The 21,213-nt window shown below is 56.6% G+C and carries 19 protein-coding genes; all 19 read left to right on the plus strand.

Translation table 11 applies throughout. The features are described 5' to 3' along the window. The coding region (locus BUB69_RS27535; RefSeq protein ID WP_141121919.1) for a transposase at nt 1-241 on the plus strand (241 nt) is incomplete at its 5' end. 536 nt (nt 242-777) lie between these two features. Then, nucleotides 778-4,389: an SIR2 family NAD-dependent protein deacylase gene (locus BUB69_RS27540; RefSeq protein WP_073173265.1), complete on the plus strand. Its 3,612-nt coding sequence runs from the start codon at nt 778-780 to the stop codon at nt 4,387-4,389. Nucleotides 4,390-5,458: 1,069 nt separating this feature from the next. Further along, entirely contained in the window at nt 5,459-6,025 is a 567-nt protein-coding gene (locus BUB69_RS27545) for a hypothetical protein (RefSeq protein WP_073173268.1), read from the plus strand. 169 nt (nt 6,026-6,194) lie between these two features. Beyond that, complete coding sequence (locus BUB69_RS29260) at nt 6,195-6,449, plus strand: YceK/YidQ family lipoprotein (RefSeq protein ID WP_281250968.1); 255 nt, start codon at nt 6,195-6,197, stop codon at nt 6,447-6,449. A gap of 413 nt (nt 6,450-6,862) precedes the next feature. Next, nucleotides 6,863-7,810 (plus strand): LysR family transcriptional regulator, encoded by a 948-nt coding sequence (locus BUB69_RS27555; RefSeq protein ID WP_073173274.1) that lies wholly within the window; start codon nt 6,863-6,865, stop codon nt 7,808-7,810. 90 nt (nt 7,811-7,900) lie between these two features. Next, a complete protein-coding gene (locus BUB69_RS27560) occupies nt 7,901-8,704 on the plus strand; it encodes a putative hydro-lyase (RefSeq protein ID WP_073173278.1) in 804 nt (267 codons plus the stop codon). Between the two features lie 93 nt (nt 8,705-8,797). Further along, nucleotides 8,798-9,361 (plus strand): hypothetical protein, encoded by a 564-nt coding sequence (locus BUB69_RS27565; protein WP_073173281.1) that lies wholly within the window; start codon nt 8,798-8,800, stop codon nt 9,359-9,361. A gap of 217 nt (nt 9,362-9,578) precedes the next feature. Continuing rightward, entirely contained in the window at nt 9,579-9,818 is a 240-nt protein-coding gene (locus BUB69_RS27570) for a hypothetical protein (RefSeq protein ID WP_073173284.1), read from the plus strand. A 239-nt stretch (nt 9,819-10,057) separates the two neighbouring features. Then, nucleotides 10,058-11,866, plus strand: coding sequence for an allophanate hydrolase (gene atzF, locus BUB69_RS27575; protein ID WP_141121920.1), 1,809 nt, complete (start codon nt 10,058-10,060; stop codon nt 11,864-11,866). 15 nt (nt 11,867-11,881) lie between these two features. After that, nucleotides 11,882-12,991: a BMP family ABC transporter substrate-binding protein gene (locus BUB69_RS27580; RefSeq protein ID WP_073173290.1), complete on the plus strand. Its 1,110-nt coding sequence runs from the start codon at nt 11,882-11,884 to the stop codon at nt 12,989-12,991. A gap of 10 nt (nt 12,992-13,001) precedes the next feature. Beyond that, complete coding sequence (locus tag BUB69_RS27585) at nt 13,002-14,111, plus strand: ABC transporter permease (RefSeq protein WP_073173293.1); 1,110 nt, start codon at nt 13,002-13,004, stop codon at nt 14,109-14,111. Continuing rightward, the gene (locus BUB69_RS27590; protein ID WP_073173297.1) at nt 14,104-15,024 is read left to right on the plus strand and encodes an ABC transporter permease; all 921 of its coding nucleotides are present in this window, start codon (nt 14,104-14,106) and stop codon (nt 15,022-15,024) included. The genes BUB69_RS27585 and BUB69_RS27590 overlap by 8 nt, the downstream gene beginning before the upstream one ends. Nucleotides 15,025-15,048: 24 nt before the next feature. After that, nucleotides 15,049-16,065: a formamidase gene (locus BUB69_RS27595; protein ID WP_073173300.1), complete on the plus strand. Its 1,017-nt coding sequence runs from the start codon at nt 15,049-15,051 to the stop codon at nt 16,063-16,065. A gap of 5 nt (nt 16,066-16,070) precedes the next feature. Beyond that, nucleotides 16,071-16,757, plus strand: coding sequence for a biuret amidohydrolase (gene biuH / locus BUB69_RS27600; protein WP_073173303.1), 687 nt, complete (start codon nt 16,071-16,073; stop codon nt 16,755-16,757). Between the two features lie 2 nt (nt 16,758-16,759). Further along, complete coding sequence (locus tag BUB69_RS27605) at nt 16,760-18,295, plus strand: ABC transporter ATP-binding protein (protein ID WP_073173306.1); 1,536 nt, start codon at nt 16,760-16,762, stop codon at nt 18,293-18,295. After that, a complete protein-coding gene (locus tag BUB69_RS27610; RefSeq protein WP_073173309.1) occupies nt 18,292-18,969 on the plus strand; it encodes a cysteine hydrolase family protein in 678 nt (225 codons plus the stop codon). The genes BUB69_RS27605 and BUB69_RS27610 overlap by 4 nt, the downstream gene beginning before the upstream one ends. Continuing rightward, nucleotides 18,969-19,355: an oxalurate catabolism protein HpxZ gene (gene hpxZ / locus BUB69_RS27615; RefSeq protein WP_073173312.1), complete on the plus strand. Its 387-nt coding sequence runs from the start codon at nt 18,969-18,971 to the stop codon at nt 19,353-19,355. Before BUB69_RS27610 ends, hpxZ begins: the two co-directional genes overlap by 1 nt. Continuing rightward, nucleotides 19,352-20,047: a GntR family transcriptional regulator gene (locus BUB69_RS27620; RefSeq protein WP_425439416.1), complete on the plus strand. Its 696-nt coding sequence runs from the start codon at nt 19,352-19,354 to the stop codon at nt 20,045-20,047. Before hpxZ ends, BUB69_RS27620 begins: the two co-directional genes overlap by 4 nt. 221 nt (nt 20,048-20,268) lie before the next feature. Continuing rightward, a complete protein-coding gene (locus BUB69_RS27625; protein WP_073173315.1) occupies nt 20,269-21,132 on the plus strand; it encodes a diguanylate cyclase domain-containing protein in 864 nt (287 codons plus the stop codon). Nucleotides 21,133-21,213 lie beyond the last annotated feature (81 nt).

A 21,213-nucleotide genomic window follows, 5' to 3' on the forward strand; every position in this document is an offset into this window, starting at 1 on the left:
TTCCAGGCTCAATAAACGCAGCGTGCTCTACAAGGCCAAGCGCAAGATCGAGTACTGCAAAGCTCAAACACGGGCCAAGGTCGAGCATCCGTTTCGCGTAATCAAGCGTCAGTTTGGCTACGTGAAAGTGCGCTTTCGTGGGCTGATGAAAAACACAGCTCAGCTGACCACGCTGTTCGCCCTGTCGAATCTGTGGATGGCTCGAAAACAGCTGATGGGTATGGGTGAGTTGCGCGTTTAACAAGGAAAACAGGGCGAAAATGCCCTCAACGCAGGCTGCACCAGGCCATTTTCAGCGAATAGCGCTGTTTGCCGAGTGCATTTTCGACTTGCCGCTGACGCGCGGCAAGTTGATCGGAGCATGCCTAGGCTCACTTGTCCGCCTTCAACAACCTCAGCGTGGAATATTTAATCGCCGCAACACTGAATATGCTACCAACTCAAATAGCTAGCTTAATTTTTTGACCTTGAATTTTAATCCATGGTGAGGCGCACGCCTCTAAGCTCACCACTCACGTTTATAAGCACGCCCGTATGAATTTCGCTACAGCCACGCTTTTCCCGCTTGCGCCCTCATAAAATAAAGAAATCTAACGAGGCTAATACCGCGGAGCTTGAGCGCAATCAAACTCCTTAATTATAAACTCACACCCCATCTAAATTAATCGAACAACTAGCATTTCCATGCATTAGTTTTACAATTAATGGCAATTTGACACCCATACTCAAATACACATAATCTATGAAACGTTCAACAGCCACCACAAAGGATATACAATGAGCTCAGACGAAATTGACATCATTCAAAAAGCAATGGGATTGCCCGATTACGCGTTAATAAAAAAGCTTGCAGCCGCTTTATGGCAACAAAATCCTTCGAATCATGGCGCTGCAATAATGATAGGTGCAGGATTTACTCGATGTGCCGCGGAGAGTGGCGACACGTCGAAATCCCCCCCTCTTTGGTTAGATCTTTCGCGTAAACTGGCACAGGAACTTGATCCCTCCAACCCAGATCTGCCCTACTCAGATCCTCTCCGCCTAGCTGAAGAATATCGTGCTCATTTTGGGCAACAAACGATGATCGATCTGTTAAGAAGCAGCATCAATGACTCCGCCTGGCGTCCTGGAAAATTTTACAACACACTGCTAGATTTTCCATGGACGGAAATCCTTACTACCAATTGGGACACACTATTAGAACGTGCCGCCGTAAACGTTCACCATCGGGTGTATAATACTGTAACTAAACAAGCTGATCTCTCGTACGTCCGCCCCCCAAGGATCGTTAAGTTACATGGAACAATCGATATAACTGAAGAGCTAATTTTCACTCAAGAAGATTATAGAAAATACCCACAAACACATGCAGCCTACGTAAATTTCGCAAGACAAATATTTATTGAAAATGAACTATGCCTAATAGGATTTTCAGGCGACGACCCAAATTTTCTACAATGGGCTGGCTGGGTTAGAGACAATCTTACTGCTCACGCCCGAAAAATTTATTTAATCGGTGCGCTTCGCTTAACGCCTGGAAAACGTAAATACTTAGAATCTTTGAATGTAGCCCCTATCGATTTGGAAAGCCTTGTTGACGGCTATGACGACCCAAATTTAAAGCATATAAAGGCCACTGATATCTTCTTCAAAATACTAAATCTGCTCAAGCCGGATGAGCCCTCCGATTGGAGTCCAAAACGAATAGAAAGCTCAACACCCATTGAACAATATATCTCAACACTTGAATCAGATAGAAATTCATATCCAGGATGGCTGGTATGCCCTCCTTCGCTGCGCTGGGAACTACAAACACAAATAAGCATATCTACTTTCAATCCAAATTCACTAACTCTAATTTCAGCCAGTAATCGTGCGAAGCTGCTATATGAAAAAGCATGGCGCCACAGCTTAACTTATGAAATAGTCCCCCAATGGCTAGCCAATGAATTACTAAAAATCTGCAACCTTGAAACATCAGACACTCTAAATAAGAAGCAGCAATTAGAAATAGCTTTACTACTACTTCAAAATACACGCTGGCATGAATACGACACCGTAAATAGCCTTTCGGTATCAGACATAACAACCCTTATACTAGAAGAAAACTCAAAGCACTGGCCTGATGTTATTAATGAGATCGCATACCATAAGGCCTTAATCGCCAGAGACAACCTTAACTATATTGAACTTGAGCTTTTTACGAGAAAAATCTCAGAACAGGAGTCCATTTGGAAAATAAGGAAAGCCTCTCTTTTATCGGAGTTAGGGCTATCCGATGAGGGTGAAACCCTAGTTTCGATGGCGTACAATGAACTTCGTAATCAATATCGCAAAGACAGCACTTCCTTATACATATTGTCCCGCTTGTCGTGGGCTCACTTTGTAATGCACGGAATAAATCTTGGGAATTTTGGCAAGCCTATTGACCCGCTCCCATCCAACTATAAGAAATGGAAATGCGATCCACGCGATCATATTGAACATATCGAAAGACGAGTACATAAGGAGCTAGAAAGCCATTACAAGCAACAAATAGAACCCTTATTCACCCCTGGACACTACAGAGAAAAGTCAGACTCAATCAACTTAAGCAATGAACTTCATATCCTTCTTTTAGTCGATGGCACGTCTCGAAACGCAGGACTGCCAATAACATGGAAGGACGTCAACTTCATAAAGTCCATCATCGAAAACATTACGACACTTAATATTTTAGCAAATAGAGAGCGATTCAGCCTAACTCTTCGCATATCTAGTTACGAGAAATCCAAAGCCATTACAAATGCCTTTTCGAGAATGAAGCTCGCATGCGCAAAGCAGGAAGATATAGACAACGCAATAAACTACTGCACCAACGCTGTAGCCTATTGGCAAAATAAACTTGCAACCGCAACATTAGAAAATAAAGTTCAGCACATACAACGCCTTAGAGTATTCATTGAAGTACTTGGTAGACTTTTGATTCGAGCGACACCTGAAATCTCAAAAAAAGCTTTTCAACTAGCAATATCCATGGGACATGAAAAATATGCCAGTGCTATATGGCTACACAGCCCTATAAGCAACTTATTGAACAACGCACTCGCCAGCATTCCTGAGAGCCAGCATCACGAACTTCTACTAGACGCCTTGAATTTCCCTCTCCCACATACTAAGGGTAATCCAGAGTGGCCTAACCCAGTCATATACAAGCCTGGAGTTAGAAGCCACAACCACAGCTTAAATCATAGAATTTCTGAAATTATCCGAACAATTTCTACTGACTCTCTAGCGCCTCGCCAAGGCATAACAAACCCTTTGCCTGATATTCCTTCAGAAATCATAAGCGGTATAAATAACATCATTAAGCTACCATCGATCTCCACTCCATCCCTTAGCCGACTATTACCATTGCTCATCAATAATTTCACGTCTGACTCAGAGAACGATGAACTTTCCATTGCTATATTTGGGAAAGACTTTAATTATTCAGCCCTACCAAATTCCGACTTTTTCCCGCATGTATTTAAATATTTCCCCACAAGCGATACAACAAGGCTTAATCTACTAATTTCGAATACTTTATTTGCAAAGCCCTGTAACACAAACCCTACGCATTTGAGTGCCATTATTGCTGCTTCGACCGATACTTCCGCACAGATTCTTCCAACTCATCAGCAGGCCATTGATTACTTCGATGTAATGACTCTTTGGCGCCTTCCAACGGATGCGAACAGCCCGCTAAATATATTCGAATCTAAAAGCGCAGACATTGCAGACTTGATCGGTCAAGCTCTCGCGTACTCTATCGTCCCATCCTTACTGCCTCAAGATTTGACCCTAGAACGTTTTGAGACGCTCAAAGAATATTTTAGCCATACTTTGGCATCTTCTCTCGCTCTAGCCTTAGTCCATTTTCACGGAGTAAGTGAAGAAATTGATGTCGAAATTCACAGAGTAATTCGCCGATCCCTACAAGAAAAGCAACCAAACAAGGTTAGATTCGCGGCATTAGCCGCACTCAAACTCAGGGAATTAACAGACTCTGATAACGCAAAAAACCTGATTTCAAGAGTCGTATATCTAGTTGAATCAGGACGTAAAACTAGTCTTGCGCATCTCCTATGGGTTATCAGAGAGTCTTACAGAAAAAACCTATTAGACAACGACGAGCTAGGTACGATCCGAGATAGTCTTCCCATTATCTTTGAAGAGTCTAATTACCATACAATTGACCATGACAGCAGGGATGCGGTAGACGCCTCACTTATACGTGCAGAGTGTGTGAAGCTAGCTCACATCATCCTAGAGTCTTCTAATAATACTTACAGCGACCTAAAAACCATGATAGAGGCTGCAACAACTGACCCCCTACCCGAAGTACGGTTTGCGACTTTTTCGATGTAAATCGAAAACACCTAAAGCGCGCGGCGTAAGGAGCCGCGCCTTCTACTAGGCGATCATCAACCAAATGCTATGCCTCCGCTACTTCCCTGCACGACGTACACAAATCAAATAAACTCTACATCTCAGCAGAACCCTAAACAAAAACGAATTAAATCCCAGCTATGGGCAGTTCATTGCCAATCATGGTTACGAGGCGTGCTGGTCAGATCAAATACAAACGGATGGTCAAATGGAGCACAGTATTCCAACTGGTATTCCAACTAAAAATTCAAATAGTTATTAATTTTATAAATCAATAATTTACAGGACCGATTCAACTTACCCCGGCCCACCACATTGAAAAAGACGTCCTCGGACGTCTTTTTTTGTGGGTGGGATTTGGTGAAATCCAAAACCTCAGCGACACTTGGCACCTAGCGGGCCTGAACCGTAACGTGAACACAGAAGCGCAACGAGCCCATCATGGTTTTGCACTGCAATCCCGACGTCAGGCCAGCCACTTTAAGCCTGGCGTTAGCCAACATTGCTGGAGCACCAGCATCCGAATGTCTGATGCCAAAAAACCTCAAAAAATCCAACCAGACGTAGATACTTGGTCACAGCAACAGATAACTGCCAGTACCCTAATAGCTTAAGAACCGCTTTGAGGTCTGACGAGACTATCTGCACTGCAGCTGAGGCTTGCATACTGGCCAAGCAGAATCAGAACTCAAGCAAACCTGTCATTTGATCGGGCTCAACACCATGAGTATTTCTGTGCCAATCAAAATACTTAATCGTCTTATTATTCCAAGTAGACACAATATTACCTGATACTCCATCCATGAAAGCCGACCCGCCCCGTTTATCGAACTAGACGTGGGCGGGCCGCACAGAATCGATGGTTCAAATGCTTGCGGAGAGCCTTGAACAACAAGCCCCCACAACCGCCTCAGCAAATGCCAAAATAACGGAGCCAGCGATACACGCCAGAAGCCTGCTGCCTCGGTCGAGAAGAAGCCTGCTGCCTCGGTCGAGAAATTGAAGGTCGATATCGCTTACGCATTTCCCACTCGCCAACGGATACGTCATGCACTCAAGAGCCCTCACCCTCGTCCTGCTCATCACCCTCCTCGTCACATTCCAAGCCAACGCCGCCGACAAATCCTGCGCCGAGGCCATCGGTCAAAAACGCGCCGAATCTCTGGTCAAACAATGCATCAACGTATCTCCCGCAACCCACCCGCCGTGCAACGTGGCCAACAGCTGCGGGATGATCAACAGTGAGATCGAGCGTGGTTGTGGTTTGTTGGGCGATGATCCGAACGCGCCTGCCTATTGCCACTTCAACCTGACCAAACCGGAAACCTTGCAGGGCGCGTTGGTTACTGGCGGTGGCATTGATGACTACACCATCACGGTGATGGTCAATGACGGCCGACGGTTCACGGCTTATTGCGATGGGCAATGTGGTGAATGGTTTGTGGCAGAAGATGAAAGCGAAGCGACCTTGTTGCCGAGCATGGTTGGCAAGACTGTGAAGGTCACTGTTGCCAGCGAGCGCAACAACGAACGCATCGCCGGGCCTGCTGCCGAGGACTCGTTGATCTTCGTGAAAAAGATTGAGCTTGTGAAGAAGATTGAGTTTGTGAAGTAGTCACCGGAGCGCGGCGGCAGCTGATATCTGTGATGGTCAGCAGAGGCCTGATCCGTTAGCGTTGGAAAAAATTAAAGCAGGACGCTAACGTGAAAACCCTTTGCGCCATCATTTTTCTGCCGGCCTCGCGGGTTGCGGAACCATCAACACGACCTTCAGCAGTGACTCCGTGGCAGCCAATAAATTGGGCCGCTGGAAATCGAACTGCTCTTACATCCCGCGCGTTTACAGTGGCGTGTCGCTCGATTTCTGCGCGCTTAATGGAGAACCCAGAACCTTTAGGGGTCAGGAGTTGAGACCCGGTGTTTCGGTGATACTTGCCGATATGGTGCTCTCGGGCGTGGCAGACACGCTAGTTCTGCCCTACACCATTTACCTGCAATCGGAACGTGGGTCCGTCGTCGCCAGTCGGTTAAGTGACTGATCGAGCATCAGCCTGCTGACGTATGGAAACAGTACTCTCCTGGCTGCGGGGAGCGTGGTGAAAAGCAGACGCAATCGGTATTCCACAGAAAAACTTAAACCTACAAACCTGATTTAAATCAAACACTTATATCCAATATTAAAATCCCCTCGGCCCCAAAAAAGACATCCACGGGCATTGCCTCTCGAACCTCAATCCCAGTAGATATTTCTCAGCACCTATTAACCCGACTGACGAAATTGCCCCCCACGACGCATCCCCCCACACCAACCAAACATCCCCCCCAAACCAGCCTCAAACAAAAAACCCCGCCCCACCCCATAAGAAAATTTGATCCCCCCCGCAACGAACTCTGGAGTAACAATTGCAGCTCGACGTCTCTCAAGACAACCCCAAGAGCCAAGAGAACCAAGATGAACCTCAAATTCCTGGAGACCTTCGTCTGGGTCGCCCGCCTGCAAAGTTTCAGCCTGACCGCCGAGAAGATGTTCAGCACCCAGGCGGCGATTTCCAGCCGGATCGCTTCGCTGGAGGATGAGTTGGGGCTGCGGCTGTTCGTGCGGGACTCGCGTGGGGTGTCGTTGACGCCCGAGGGGCTCAAGGTGCTCGACTATGCCGAGCAGATGCTTGAGGTGCAGCGGGCGTTGAAGCAGTCGCTGGCTAACCCCAGTTCACAGCGGGGGTTGGTGCGTATCGGGGTGATGGATACGGTGATCCACACCTGGTTCAGCCCGTTGATATCGACCTTGATGCAGACCTTTCCCGCCGTGGAAATCGAGATCACTGCCGATGCCGCACGCAACCTCTGCGAGCAGTTGCAAAAGGGTTATCTGGACATCGTTTTCCAGACGGACCTGATCCGCCACGACAGCGTGCGCAACCTTGAGCTGGGGCACTATCCCATGCACTGGATCGCCGCCAGCAACTCGATCTATGCCCGGCCTTATGCCTCGCTCGCTGAGATGGCCAGCGAGCGCATCATCACCTTCGTCAAACACTCACAACCGCATCAGGATGTGCGCAACCTGTTGCATGCCCACGGCATCGGCACTCCGCGTGTGAGTTGCGTCAATTCGGTGTCGGCCATGACCCGGCTGATTCGTGACGGCTTCGGCATTGGTGCCTTACCGGCGGCACTGGTGGCCAACGCCCTGGCCAGCGGCGAACTGATTCAGCTGGAGCCTGGCACGCGCCTGCCACAACTGGACGTCGTGGCGTCCTGGCGCGCCGGGGTCGGGCTGGAGTTGATCGAGAGCATCGTTGGCATGAGCCGCCAGGTCGTCTGCCAATACGCCGCGGATGTCGGCCCGCAACGAATGGCCGCGGCACCGGGCCTGGACGGTCGACATCCCCTTGAATAACGATTAGTTGTTCGGGGTACCAATATTCCTTGTTGGACGGCGCTCTTCCGGTTTTCTAAAAAGGGCTATCGAACCCAAGGAGATACCGTGATGAGTCAACCCGCCCTGTCGTTAGAACACGCGCAGCAGAAAGATCCACTGGCCTTACGCCAGGCCATCGCCGCCGGGCATTATCAGGGCCACACCGCTGGCCTGGGCGAAGGCCGGGTACAAGCCAATATCGTGATGCTGCCCAGTGATTGGGCGAACGAGTTTCTGCGGTTTTGCACGCTTAATCGTCAGGCCTGCCCGGTGCTCGACTTGACGGAGCCCGGTGATCCGTACTTTCGCAATCTCGGGGTAGCCATTGATATCCGCCATGACGTGCCCCGCTACAGGGTCTATCGCCATGGCGAACTGAGCGAAGAGCCGACGGATATCGAGCATTTGTGGCAGGACGACATGGTGGCTTTTGCCATTGGCTGCTCCTTCTCCTTTGAGCAACCGCTGCTGGACGCTGGCATTCCCCTGAGGCACATCGATCTGAAGCGCAATGTCGCTATGTACCAGACCAACATTGATACACGCCCTACTACCCGCCTGAACGGCAAACTGGTGGTGAGCATGCGCCCGATGAAAGCCGCTCAAGCGATCAAGGCGATTCAGATCACTGCGCGTATGCCCAACGTCCACGGCGCCCCCGTGCACATCGGTGATCCCGCGCTGATCGGCATCCACTCGCTGGGCAGCCCGGACTATGGAGACGCCGTGCCGCTCGAAGCCGACGACATTCCGGTGTTCTGGGCTTGCGGTGTGACGCCGCAATCAGTGATGCAAGCCTCACGTCCGCCCCTGTGCATCACCCACGCCCCTGGTTGCATGCTGGTGACGGACCTGTGGAATAACGCCTTATAACGACGTGCGACTCGCGTGCGGACTCACGTAAACAGGTCACGCGAGCCGCCCACCGGACAGTTCTCAACCTGATAGGGATGCGACGGACACACCATGAACACGACTCAACGATCGATACGACAGTACATAAAAGCCAAGGACGGCAACCGCCCACATTTGCTATCCCAGGCCTTTACGCCAGACGCGATACTGGACATGCACGTACGCACGGGGTCTATCTCGTTTCCACCTCATCTTGAGGGTATTGGACCAATAGGCGACGTGCTGGTCAGACGGTTCGGCCAGACGTTCGAAAACGTGTACACGTTCTGCGTGGGCAGCCCACCTGAACCCGAGGCAAAAACCTACCAGTGCCAGTGGCTGGTCGGCATGTCCGACAAGAACTCCGGTGAAGCACGCGTCGGTTGCGGTCTTTATGAATGGCAGTTCAGCCCCGAATCGGGACTTGTCGAAAGGCTCACGATCACCATAGAACACATGAAAACACTGCCGGCGACTGATCTGCAGAGCATCATGGAGTGGCTGTCGGCCTTGAATTACCCGTGGTGTTCGCCTGAGGCGCTAGTGAGCAACGCTCCAGACATCGACACGCTCGACGAAGTGATCCAGTACGTCACGGCCAGTATTCAGACCGGCGTATCGCAAGTGGATACATAGCCATTTCAGGTTAGGGGCTGGACGATGCGCCATTCACACCGGCGCATCCCTCACATCAAGCGCTTACGCTTGATCAGAGAAGGAGCAGCGTGACGAGTGATCCTGACAAAAGAAGGCAACGTGCTCACCCAGTCGCACGGCTGATGTTTTCGGGTGTGATCGGCATTTTGACGTAAAATCCCCCCACGCCCGTCCCCAGCGCCATGAGACTCACACCATGCCCCAGGAAAAACTCGACCTCTTACGCCTTCAAAAACCCATCCGTGACGAGATGAATGACCTGCTCCGCGCCCTCAACGCCGCCAGCACGCCTGCGGACCTTGAGGCCGAACGAGCCATCCAGATTGAGGTCATCCAGAACCTCGAAAGCTCGCGCAAATTACGTTCTGCGGATGCCGAGGCGTTGTTCATCATTTTTGATGATGCCGTAGAGGCAAGGCTGGAAGCGTTGTCGTAGGTTTCGATCCGGCTGCGCCCCCCGATCTCGTGTGCTTCAACTCCACGAACACGGTGATAACGTCAAATCACGTCCTCTTTTTGTGCACCCTCCCGTTGCGGTGCTCAACAACAGCGCGCCATTAATCCCGCTCCCTGCTGAAAAATTCGCTACAGCCCTCTGAAAATAAAGCCTGAATCTCTCTCGGCACGAAATCTGCTCTGGCACATTCAATCTTGTATACATGAATGAACACGCCAATGACTGATCTCGATATCGCTGCCATTCAGACATCTTTACGCACTGGCCAGACCTCGCTGGCGACCTTCCTGCAGGACCTGTCTGCGCGCATTGATGCAGACGGCCGCCCGGAAGTCTGGATTCATCGCGAGCCGGTTTCGCGCCTGCTGGAAAGGGCGAAAACGCTTGAGCAGCTCGCGGATGAACTGGGCGATTCGCTGTACGAGACCCTGCCGCTGTTCGGCATTCCATTCGCAGTGAAGGACAATTTCGATGTTGCGGGGCTGACCACCACGGCGGCGTGTCCGTCGTTTGCTTACGAGGCCCAGGCGACGGCGCATGTGGTGCAGCGCTTGCTGGACAGCGGCGCGGTTCTGATGGGCAAGACCAATCTGGATCAGTTCGCGACGGGGCTGGTGGGTGTTCGTTCGCCTTATGGCGCGGTGCGCAACGCGTGTGATCCGGCGTATGTCAGCGGCGGGTCGAGTTCGGGTTCTGCGGTGGCGGTGGCGCGGGGTCATGTGTGCTTTGCGTTGGGTACAGACACGGCGGGGTCGGGGCGGGTGCCTGCAGGTTTCAACGGAGTCGTCGGGCTCAAGCCGAGCCTGGGATTGTTCAGCAGTCGTGGCGTGGTGCCTGCCTGTCGCACGCTGGATTGCCCGTCGATCTTTGCCAACGATGTGGCGCAAGCCTGGCAGGTCGCGCAGGTGATGGCGGAGTTCGATGCACAGGACCCTGGCAGTGTCGCGGTGCAGGCGTTGCCGGTGCTGCGCCGTGCGCGACGGGTTGCAGTGCCGCAAACGTGTGAGTTTTTTGGTGATGCTCAGGCGGCGGCCGCGTTCGACAAGGCGCTGAAGTCGCTTGAAAGCGATCCCCAGGTGACCCTCACCTACGTTGCGTTCGATGTGTTTGCCGAGGCGGCCGCCCTGCTCTATCAGGGTCCGTGGGTGGCCGAACGGCGCGCGGCGGTGGGTGAGTTTTTCGAGACGCATGCCGCGGACATTCACCCGGTGGTGCGCGGCATTTTGCAGAGCGCGGATTCGTACGATGCCGTGGACAGTTTCAAGGCGCGTTATCGCCTGGCCGAGCTGACTCGTACAGCGGAATCGCTGTTGGCCGACGTCGATGTGCTGGTGGTGCCGACCGCGCCGTGCATGCCGACCATCGAAGCGGTGCTGGCCAATCCGGTCGAGCTGAATTCGCAGTTGGGCTACTACACCAACTTCGTCAACCTGATGAACATGAGCGCGCTGGCCATTCCGGCACATCGGCGTGATGACGGCCTGCCTGCACGTATCACGCTGATCGGTCCGGCGGGTGCGGACCAGCGTCTTGCCGAGATCGCGGCAGGCTGGCAGGCCCGTTTTGGTGCGGTCGATCAGCGCGACCGGGTGGCGCTGGCGCCCCTGCCCTTCACTGTCGCGAGCGTTCAAGTGGCCGTGGTCGGCGCTCATCTTCAGGGACAACCACTCAACTGGCAGTTGCTCGAAGGCGGCGCTCGCCTGCGCAGCCTGACCACGACCAGTGCCGACTATCGGCTGTATGCGCTGGCGAACACTACACCAGCCAAACCCGGGCTGGTTCGTGTGCCTGACCATGGCGCGAACATCGAAGTGGAGGTCTGGGAAATGCCGCTCCGCCTGTTCGGCGCATTTGTCGCCGCCATTCCCGCACCGCTGGGCATCGGCTCGTTGCAGTTGGCCGACGGTCAGTGGGTCAAGGGTTTCATCTGCGAACCGTATGGCCTTGCAGACGCGCTGGACATCACCGAATTCAAAGGCTGGCGCGCTTATCGCGCCGCGCACACCACTTCTTCCACGGCTCATTGATCAGGGGTAGCACCAATGTCGAATGTCGATCGTCGCAGCTTCATCAAACTGGCGGGCATTATCGGTCTCAGCGCAGCGCTGCCGTTCAGCCGTGCGTACGCGGCCAATGCGCCGCTGGTGGTGGGTTTCATTTATGTCGGAGCCCGCGATGACTTCGGCTACAACCAGGCCCACGCGCAAGCCGCTGCCATCATCAAGACGCTGCCCAACGTCAAAGTGATCGAAGAAGAAAACGTCCCGGAAACCGTCGCCGTGCAGAAGACCATGGAGGCGATGATTCGCCAGGACGGCGCGACGCTGATCTTCCCGACCTCGTTCGGTTACTTCGACCCGCACGTGATCAAGGTGGCTAAGAAATACCCGGACGTGCGTTTCGCCCACTGTGGCGGGCTGTGGAAGGAAGGTCGCGACCCGATGAACGCGGGTAGCTTTTTCGGATACATCGATGAAGCCCAATACCTGAACGGTGTTGTCGCCGGGCACATGAGCACATCGAAAAAGCTCGGCTTCGTGGCCGCCAAGCCGGTGCCGCAAGTGCTGCGCAACCTCAACGCCTTTGCCATGGGCGCCCGCTCGGTTGACCCGAGCATCGTGACCACGGTGATTTTCACCGGCGACTGGTCGTTGCCGATCAAGGAAGCGGAAGCTGCCAACAGCCTGATCGATCAGGGTTGTGATGTGCTGACCTGCCACGTCGACGGCCCCAAGGTGATTGTCGAGACCGCCGAGAAACGTGGCGCGATGACCTGCGGCTACCACGCCAGTCAGGCGGCACTTGCACCGAAAGGCTACCTGACCGGTGCCGAATGGAATTGGGAAACGCCTTACCGCGCCCACGTTGCGGCGATCCAGACCGGTGCGCCGATGATCAACTTTCTGCGCGGCGGCTTGAAGGAAGGCTTCGTCAAAACCTCACCTTACGGGCCAGCCGTCAGTGCCGAGGCCAAGCAGAAAGCCGACGCCATCAAGGCGCAGATGCTGGCGGGCAGTTTCGTGATTTTCAAAGGCCCGCTCAAGGACAACAAGGGCCAGGTGGTGATCGCCGACGGCGTGGTACAGGCGCAGACCGATATCGCCCTGGAAAGCATGAATTATCTGGTGGAAGGCGTTGTTGGCCAGATCTGAGGAGCGTCCGATGTTCGTCTCGCGAACCCTGCGGCGTCTGGCCGGGGCCATGTTGCCGGGGCTGCCGACGCTGTTGGCGGTGGTGTCATCGTGCGCGCTGTTTCTGCTGTTTCTCACGGTTCAGGGCAAGCCTGCCTGGCAGGCTCTGCAACTGGTCGGCGAAGGCGCGTTCGGCTCCTGGTTTGCGCTGGAGAACACCTTGCAGCGCGCCGCGCCGTTGATGCTCACCGCACTCTGCGTGGCACTGCCGGCGCGAGCCGGGCTGATCATCATTGGTGGAGAAGGTGCGCTGGTGCTGGGCGGGCTGGCCGCGGCCGTCACACCGCTCTGGCTGCCGCCCGTGGCACCGTGGCTGATGCTCGGCTGCATGGGCATTGTCGCGATGCTGACCGGCGCACTGTGGATCGGCCTAAGTGGCTGGATGCGCCAGCACCGGGGCGTCAACGAGACCATCAGCAGCCTGTTGCTGTCGTACATCGCGCTGGCGCTGTTCAGGCAGATGGTCGAAGGGCCGCTGCGTGATCCGGCAAGCCTCAACAAACCGTCCACGCCACCACTGGATGATGCCTATCTGGTCGGCACCATCAGCGACCGTTTTGAAGTGCACTGGGGGCTGGTGGCGGGCGTGGTTGCCTGTCTGCTGGCCTATGTACTGGTGCGCCACAGCGTGAAGGGTTTCGCCCTCGCCGTGGTCGGTGGCAACGTGCGGACGGCCTTGATGATCGGCCTGCCGGTGGACCGACTGATTCTGTTGAGCTGCCTGCTCGGCGGCGCAGCAGCGGGTCTGGCGGGTATGTTTGAAGTCACGGCCGTGCAAGGCAGTGCCAACGTTGCGCTGATCGCCGGCTACGGCACCAGCGGCATCCTTGTGGCGTTCGCCGCGCGTCATCATCCGCTGGCGATCATCTTCTGCGCGATCCTGCTCGGCGGTCTGGAAGCCAGCGGGGGCCTGTTGCAGCGCCGTCTTGGCCTGCCCGATGCCACCACCCTGATCCTCGAAGGGCTGTTGTTCACCAATCTGTTGCTCTGGGAGGCCCTCAGCGGGCGTCTCGCGGCCTGGAAAATCAGGCTCGCGCCACCGCAGCCGACCCTGGAAAAAGGAGCACCGCAACGTGGCTGATATCGACCTGAGCACCTTTTTGCTGGCGCTGTTGGCCGGTTCGATCCGCGTCGGTACACCTTTCCTTTTCGTCAGCCTGGGCGAATGCCTGACGGAAAAGAGTGGCCGCATCAATCTGGGTCTGGAAGGCATTCTGGTCGCCGGAGCGATGTCCGGGTATGCCGTCGCGTGCCTGACAGGTTCGGCCTGGCTGGGCGTGGCTGCGGCAGCCGGCGTTGGGTTGTTGCTGGGCCTGTTGCATGGCATTGCCTGCTCGCTGCCGCGCGTCAACGACATCGCGTTCGGCATTGCACTGATCCTGCTCGGCACCGGTCTGGCGTTCTTTCTCGGCAAAGCGTTCATCCAGCCGCAAGCGCCCATGCTGCCGTCACTGGCGCTGGGTGCGTGGAGCAGCGAAGAACGCTTGCGCTCGGCACTGAACATCAACGTGCTGTTTTTCATCGGCGTGGCCCTGGCCTTTGCGCTGCACTGGGGTCTGCGCAGTACGCGCTGGGGCCTGATGCTGCGCCTGGTCGGCGACCATGCCGAGACCGCGCAGGCGCTGGGCTATCGACCCGTCATCGTGCGCATCATTGCCACGGCCATTGGCGGGGCGCTGGCGGGCATTGGCGGCGCGTACCTGTCCTTGTATTACCCCGGCAGCTGGAACGAAGGCCTGTCCAGCGGTCAGGGTCTGATGGCCGTCGCGTTGGTGATTTTTGCTCGCTGGCGGCCACTCGCCTGCCTGTGGGCATCGTTGCTGTTCGGCGCAGCCGGGGCGATTGGTCCGGCGTTGCAGGCGGTGGGCATCAGCAGCGGTTACTACCTGTTCGCGGCCGCTCCTTACGCGCTGACCCTTGGTGTGATGTACGCGACCTGTCGGCGTGGCCGCACCCTGAGCGGTGCGCCCGGCGAATTGAGCATGACCCGATGAACGCATTTCCAGAGGAGGCATGACATGGCCAGTGGTCTTGGTGGCTTGAACAAATCGCCCAATGGCGTAGTGATCGGTCTGGCGCAACTGGCGCTTCCCGATCCGCACACCCGCGAGGCGCTGTGGACGCAAACCCAGAAAGTGGTGTCGATGGTTGCCAAGGCACGGCGCAGTAATCCCGGCATGGACCTGATCGTGTTTCCCGAGTATTCGCTGCACGGTCTGTCCATGAGCACTGCGCCAGAGATCATGTGCAGCCTGGACGGTCCTGAAGTCGCGGCGCTACGTCAGGCCTGCCGCGAGCACCGCATCTGGGGCTGCTTCTCGATCATGGAAGCCAACCCGCACGGCAATCCGTTCAACAGCGGCCTGATCGTCGATGACATGGGCGAGATTCAGCTGTATTACCGCAAGCTGCACCCGTGGGTGCCGGTCGAACCCTGGGAACCGGGCGATCTGGGCATTCCGGTGTGCAAGGGACCGCGCGGCAGCACGCTGGCGCTGATCATCTGCCACGACGGCATGTTCCCCGAGATGGCCCGCGAGTGCGCTTACAAAGGTGCAGACATCATGCTGCGCACGGCAGGCTACACAGCGCCGATTCGTCATTCGTGGAAGATCACCAACCAGAGCAACGCCTTCACCAACCTGATGCAGACCGCCAGCGTCTGCATGTGCGGCTCGGACGGCACATTCGATTCAATGGGCGAAGCGATGTTCGTCGACTTCGACGGCACGCTCATGGCCGAGGGCGGCGGGCGGGCGGATGAAATCGTCTGCTGTGAATTGCGCCCGGATCTGGTCCGCGAAGCACGCCTCAACTGGGGTGTGGAAAACAATATTTATCAGTTCGGCCATCGCGGTTATGTCGCCGTCAACGGCGGTGCGCAGGACTGTCCCTACACCTACATGCACGACCTGGCCGCCGGTCAATACCGTCTGCCGTGGGAAGCGGACGTGGTGCACACCGATGGCAGCGCCTGCGGTTTCGATGCGCCCGAACGCACGTTCAAACCCACCCCGACCACGTGGAAGGAATAACCCCGATGAGTGAACGTTATCTGGCTTGCGAGCCCTATCCGTGGCCATGGAACGGCAAGCTCAACTCGAATAACACGGCGCTGATCGTGATCGACATGCAGACCGATTTCTGTGGCGTTGGCGGTTACGTGGACAGCATGGGCTATGACCTGGCGCTGACCCGTGCGCCCATCGAGCCAATCAAGGGGCTGCTCGCGCTGATGCGCCCGCTGGGTTTCACCATCATTCATACCCGCGAAGGCCATCGCCCGGACCTCAGCGACCTGCCCGCCAACAAACGCTGGCGCTCGCAGCGCATCGGCGCGGGCATTGGCGATCCAGGCCCTTGCGGCAAGATTCTGGTGCGCGGCGAACCCGGCTGGGAACTGATCGAAGAACTCGCCCCACTGCCCGGTGAGATCATCATCGACAAGCCTGGCAAGGGCTCGTTCTACGCCACCGACCTGGAACTGGTGCTGCGCACCCGAGGCATCGAAAACCTGATCCTCACCGGCATCACCACGGATGTGTGCGTGCACACCACGATGCGTGACGCCAATGATCGCGGTTTCGAGTGCATCCTGCTCGAGGACTGCTGCGGTGCCACCGACCCGGCCAACCACGCGGCAGCCTTGAGCATGATCAAGATGCAGGGCGGCGTGTTCGGTGCCGTCGGGCATTCGTCGATGCTTCGCGATCTGCTGGAGGCGTGATCATGCGCGCTTTGAGTCTGGAAACCATCGGTGCCAGCAAACGCTTCGGCACCTTTCGTGCGCTGGATGACGTGTCATTCAAGGTGCGGGCCGGCACCGTGCATGCGCTGCTGGGCGAAAACGGTGCCGGCAAGAGCACCCTGGTCAAAGGCATCATCGGCTACGGCCCTTTGCAGTCGGGCAGCATTCTGGTCAACAACCGCGAACACGAGATTCGTAACCCACGCGACTCGCACCAGTTGCAGATCGGCATGGTGTATCAGCATTTCACCGTGGCGCCGGGCCTGAGCGTGGCGGAAAACCTGGTGTTGTCTCGCGGCGACCTGCCGTGGCGCATTGATTGGGCTGCCGAACACGAACGCCTGCAAGCCTTCATGGCGCGCATGCCGTTTCGGCTCGACATTCAACGGCCGGTCAGCAGCCTGGCCGCCGGTGAAAAACAGAAGCTGGAGATTCTCAAGCAGTTGTATCTGGAGCGTCGGCTGGTGATTCTCGACGAACCGACCTCGGTGCTCACGCCTCAGGAAGCCGATGAAGTGCTGGGCCTGATGCAGCAGATGGCGCACCGTGGCGAGTTGACCGTGCTGATGATCACCCACAAGTTTCGCGAGGTCAGCACCTACGCCGACGACGTTACGGTATTGCGCAAAGGACGCTGGGTGGCGAGCAGTGCAGTCGCGGAGACCACCACGCAGCAAATGGCCGCGTGGATGATGGGCCATGCGCACACGAACAGTGTCAGCAGTGATCGCCCGCCAGTGCCTGAGCGTGCCCCACAGCTGCAGGTCGAGCAACTCGACGTGCCGGGCGATAAAGGCACGCTGGCGATCAAAGGCCTGAGCCTGGCGGTGCGGCCCGGAGAAATCCTCGGCATTGCCGGTATCTCCGGCAACGGCCAGCGCGAACTGACTGAAGCCCTGTTGGGCCAACGGCCCTTCAGTGCCGGACGCGTACTGATCGACGGTCAGCCGTATCACGCCAGCCGCGAACAAATGCAGCGCCTGCGCGTATTCAGCCTGCCGGAAGAGCCGCTGCGCAATGCCTGCATCGGCGGGCTCAGCGTTGCCGATAATCTGGCCCTGCGCAATTTCGACCGCCCGCCCCTGTGCCGTCAGGGTTGGCGTATTGACCGCCGCGCAGTCGCCGCTCAGGCACGCGGTCTGATCGAACGTTTTCAGGTCACGCCCAACGATCCGAACCGGCCCATCGGCACCCTGTCTGGCGGCAACGTGCAACGGGCCGTACTGGCCCGCGAACTGACCTCGGACATTGCCGTGCTGATCGTCGCCAACCCGGTGTTCGGTCTGGACTTCGCCTCAGTGGCGCTGATCCATCAACGCTTGATCGACGCGCGCAACAGCGGTGCCGCGGTGCTGCTGTTGAGCGAAGACCTCGACGAATTGCTGACACTGGCGGACCGCATCACCGTGATCCACGACGGCGAACTGGTCTTCGAAACCCTGACCCGAGACGCCGATCGCACTGAGCTGGGTCGACACATGGCGGGCGCTGAACAGTTGCAAAAGGAGTCAGCATGATCGACGTCAACGCTCATCCGGCCCGCTTTGCCTTCGACCCTGCCAGCACGGCGCTGGTGATCATCGACATGCAGCGCGACTTTCTCGAACCCGGCGGTTTCGGCGCAGCGCTGGGCAACGACGTGCTGCCGCTGCAAGCCATTGTCCCGAACGTGCAGCGGCTGCTCGCACTCGCACGCGCCCACGGCATCCATACGATCCACACCCGCGAATCCCACGACAGCGAACTTGCCGATTGCCCGCCCTCCAAACTCGAACACGGCCTTGAGGGTCTGCGCATTGGCGATGTCGGGCCGATGGGCCGGATTCTGGTGCGCGGCGAGCCGGGCAACCAGATCATCGATGCGCTGGCACCGATGGCGGGCGAGTGGGTCGTCGATAAACCGGGCAAAGGCATGTTCTTTTCCACCGGCCTGAACGGGCGGCTGAGCGCGGCGGGCATCACCCATTTGATCTTTGCGGGCGTGACCACCGAGGTCTGCGTGCAGACCAGCATGCGCGAGGCCAATGATCGCGGGTATCGCTGCCTGTTGATCGAAGACGCCACCGAGAGTTACTTTCCCGCCTTCAAGCAGGCGACGCTCGACATGATCACCGCCCAGGGCGGCATCGTGGGTCGCGTGGCGCCGTTGTCGGCACTGGAGCAGGCACTACAGACAAGGAATACACACTGATGGATATCAACCTGCCCCATGTGGTGGCCGCCGTCACCGACGCGTTCGTCGATTACGAACGCGCCCTGCTGGCCAACGAACTGACCACGCTGGATGACTATTTCTGGAATGCAGAACATACCGTGCGCTACGGCGTGGCGGAAAACCTGCACGGCGCTGACGCCATCGCGCTGTATCGACGTCACTGCCAGCCCGTCGGGCCCGGACGTCAATTGCTGCGTACGGTCGTCAGCACCTTTGGCGAGGATTTCGCCACCGTCAGCACCGAGTTTCACGACGGCGTCACGCAACGTCTGGGCCGCCAGATGCAGACCTGGGTGCGGTTCGAGGGCGCCTGGAAAGTGGTCGCCGCGCATGTGAGCATCGACCTGAGCACGCTGGAATGAAGGCCGTGACCACACCGCACTCCACCAACGCGCTGGCCGAAGAGGTGTATCGTCGATTGAAGCAGGAAATCTTCGATTTCTACCTGCTGCCCTACGACCGCTTCACCGAAAACCAGCTGGCCGACCGTTATCAGGTATCACGCACGCCGGTGCGCGATGCACTGTACCGGTTGCAGCGCGAGGGCTATCTGGAAGTGGAGTTTCGCCGGGGCTGGTCAGTCAAACCGCTGGACTTCACCCAGATCGACCAGCTCTACGATTTGCGCATCGTGCTGGAATGCGCGGCCGTGGAACGCATCTGTGCATCGGCCGAGGTTCATCCGGAACTCAACGTCCTGCGCGGACACTGGCTGGTGGACAAAGCTCAGTGGCACACCGACATGCAAGTCGTCGCCGATCTCGACGAGCAGTTTCATACCCAACTGGTGGCCGCATCAGGCAATGATGAAATGGCCCGCGTCCATCATGACGTCACCGAGCGCATTCGCATCGTCAGGCGCCTGGATTTCTTCAAAAGTGCGCGCATCGAACACACCTACCTCGAACACGCCGCCATCCTCAACGCCCTTCACGCGCGCAAACGCGATGAAGCGCTGTTGCTGCTGCGCTCTCATGTGGAGATCAGCAAACTGGAAGTTCGCAAGTTGACGATCTCGATGCTGAGCGATGCGCGGCGTCAGCATAAGGCGTGAGTGATGTGGCGGCGGCAGGTCTGACGGGCGATGACATCGCTCATCAAACAACTCAGGGTCTGCCGGGAAAACGCACTTTCGCGGGTGAAGCCTCCGCGTCTTGGACGCTGCGCTGTCTCGCCGCCAAAACGAGGTTAATGCATCAAAGGGCCATTATTTCTCCCCGCCTCACTTTGCGATCAGGCTATGATCGGCTGACCTGATCTGGACGTCACAGAACCATGCCCGTCGACCTGCAAGCGCTCTACCCCAAGCTCATCCATCTGATGCTGGATACCGTCTTCGTGGTCGACAGCGACAACCGGATCGTGTTCGTCAGTGATGCGTGCGAGGCGCTGCTTGGCTATCGTCCTGCAGAGTTGACCGGTAAGCACATCACCGACTACATGCACCCCGATGACCTGGCGGCCACACGGGCTTCCATTGCGCGGGTCATGAGCGGGCAACCGCACTTCGATTTCCGTAACCGCTACATTCGCAAGGACGGCAGTGTCGTCTACATCCTGTGGGCCGCGTTCTGGTCTGAGGAGGTCGGTGCGCGAATCGGCGTCGCGCGGGACGTGACCGCTCTTGCCAAGGCCGAGGAAGAGCTGCGCTTTCTGGCCCATCACGATTCTCTGACAGCATTGACCAATCGGTCCCTGTTCAACGACCGATTGCACACGGCGCTGCGAGAGGCGCGTCAGGAACAGACCGCTCTGGCGCTACTCTTTCTGGATGTGAATGACTTCAAGGGCATCAATGATGTGCATGGGCATGCCGTGGGCGATCAGGTGCTGTGCATGGTCGCGCGGCGACTGGAGCGCTGTATCGGCGAAACCGGCATGGTGGCGCGCATTGGCGGCGATGAGTTCACGGTGCTGTTGACCGATATCCAGTCTCAGGAAGCCGTGTCCAGAAAGGTCGAGCAGATTCTTGCTGTCATGGCCGAACCGCTGGACGCCGACCTTGGCGAGGTACAAATGCCGTCCTGCAGCATTGGCGTCGCGTGCTATCCACTGGATGGAGAGGACGCCGACACACTGCTCAGCCATGCCGACAGCGACATGTACCGGATTAAAAGGCAACGGCCTGCGCACGGCTGATTGTCGGGTGGATTTGCCCTCGAAAACGCCAGCACATCCAGCCGAGATGTAGCGCCTGACACACGGCCTTCGCGGACAAGT

The sequence above is a fragment of the Pseudomonas asturiensis genome, from assembly GCF_900143095.1.
Classification (GTDB): Bacteria; Pseudomonadota; Gammaproteobacteria; order Pseudomonadales; family Pseudomonadaceae; genus Aquipseudomonas; species Aquipseudomonas asturiensis.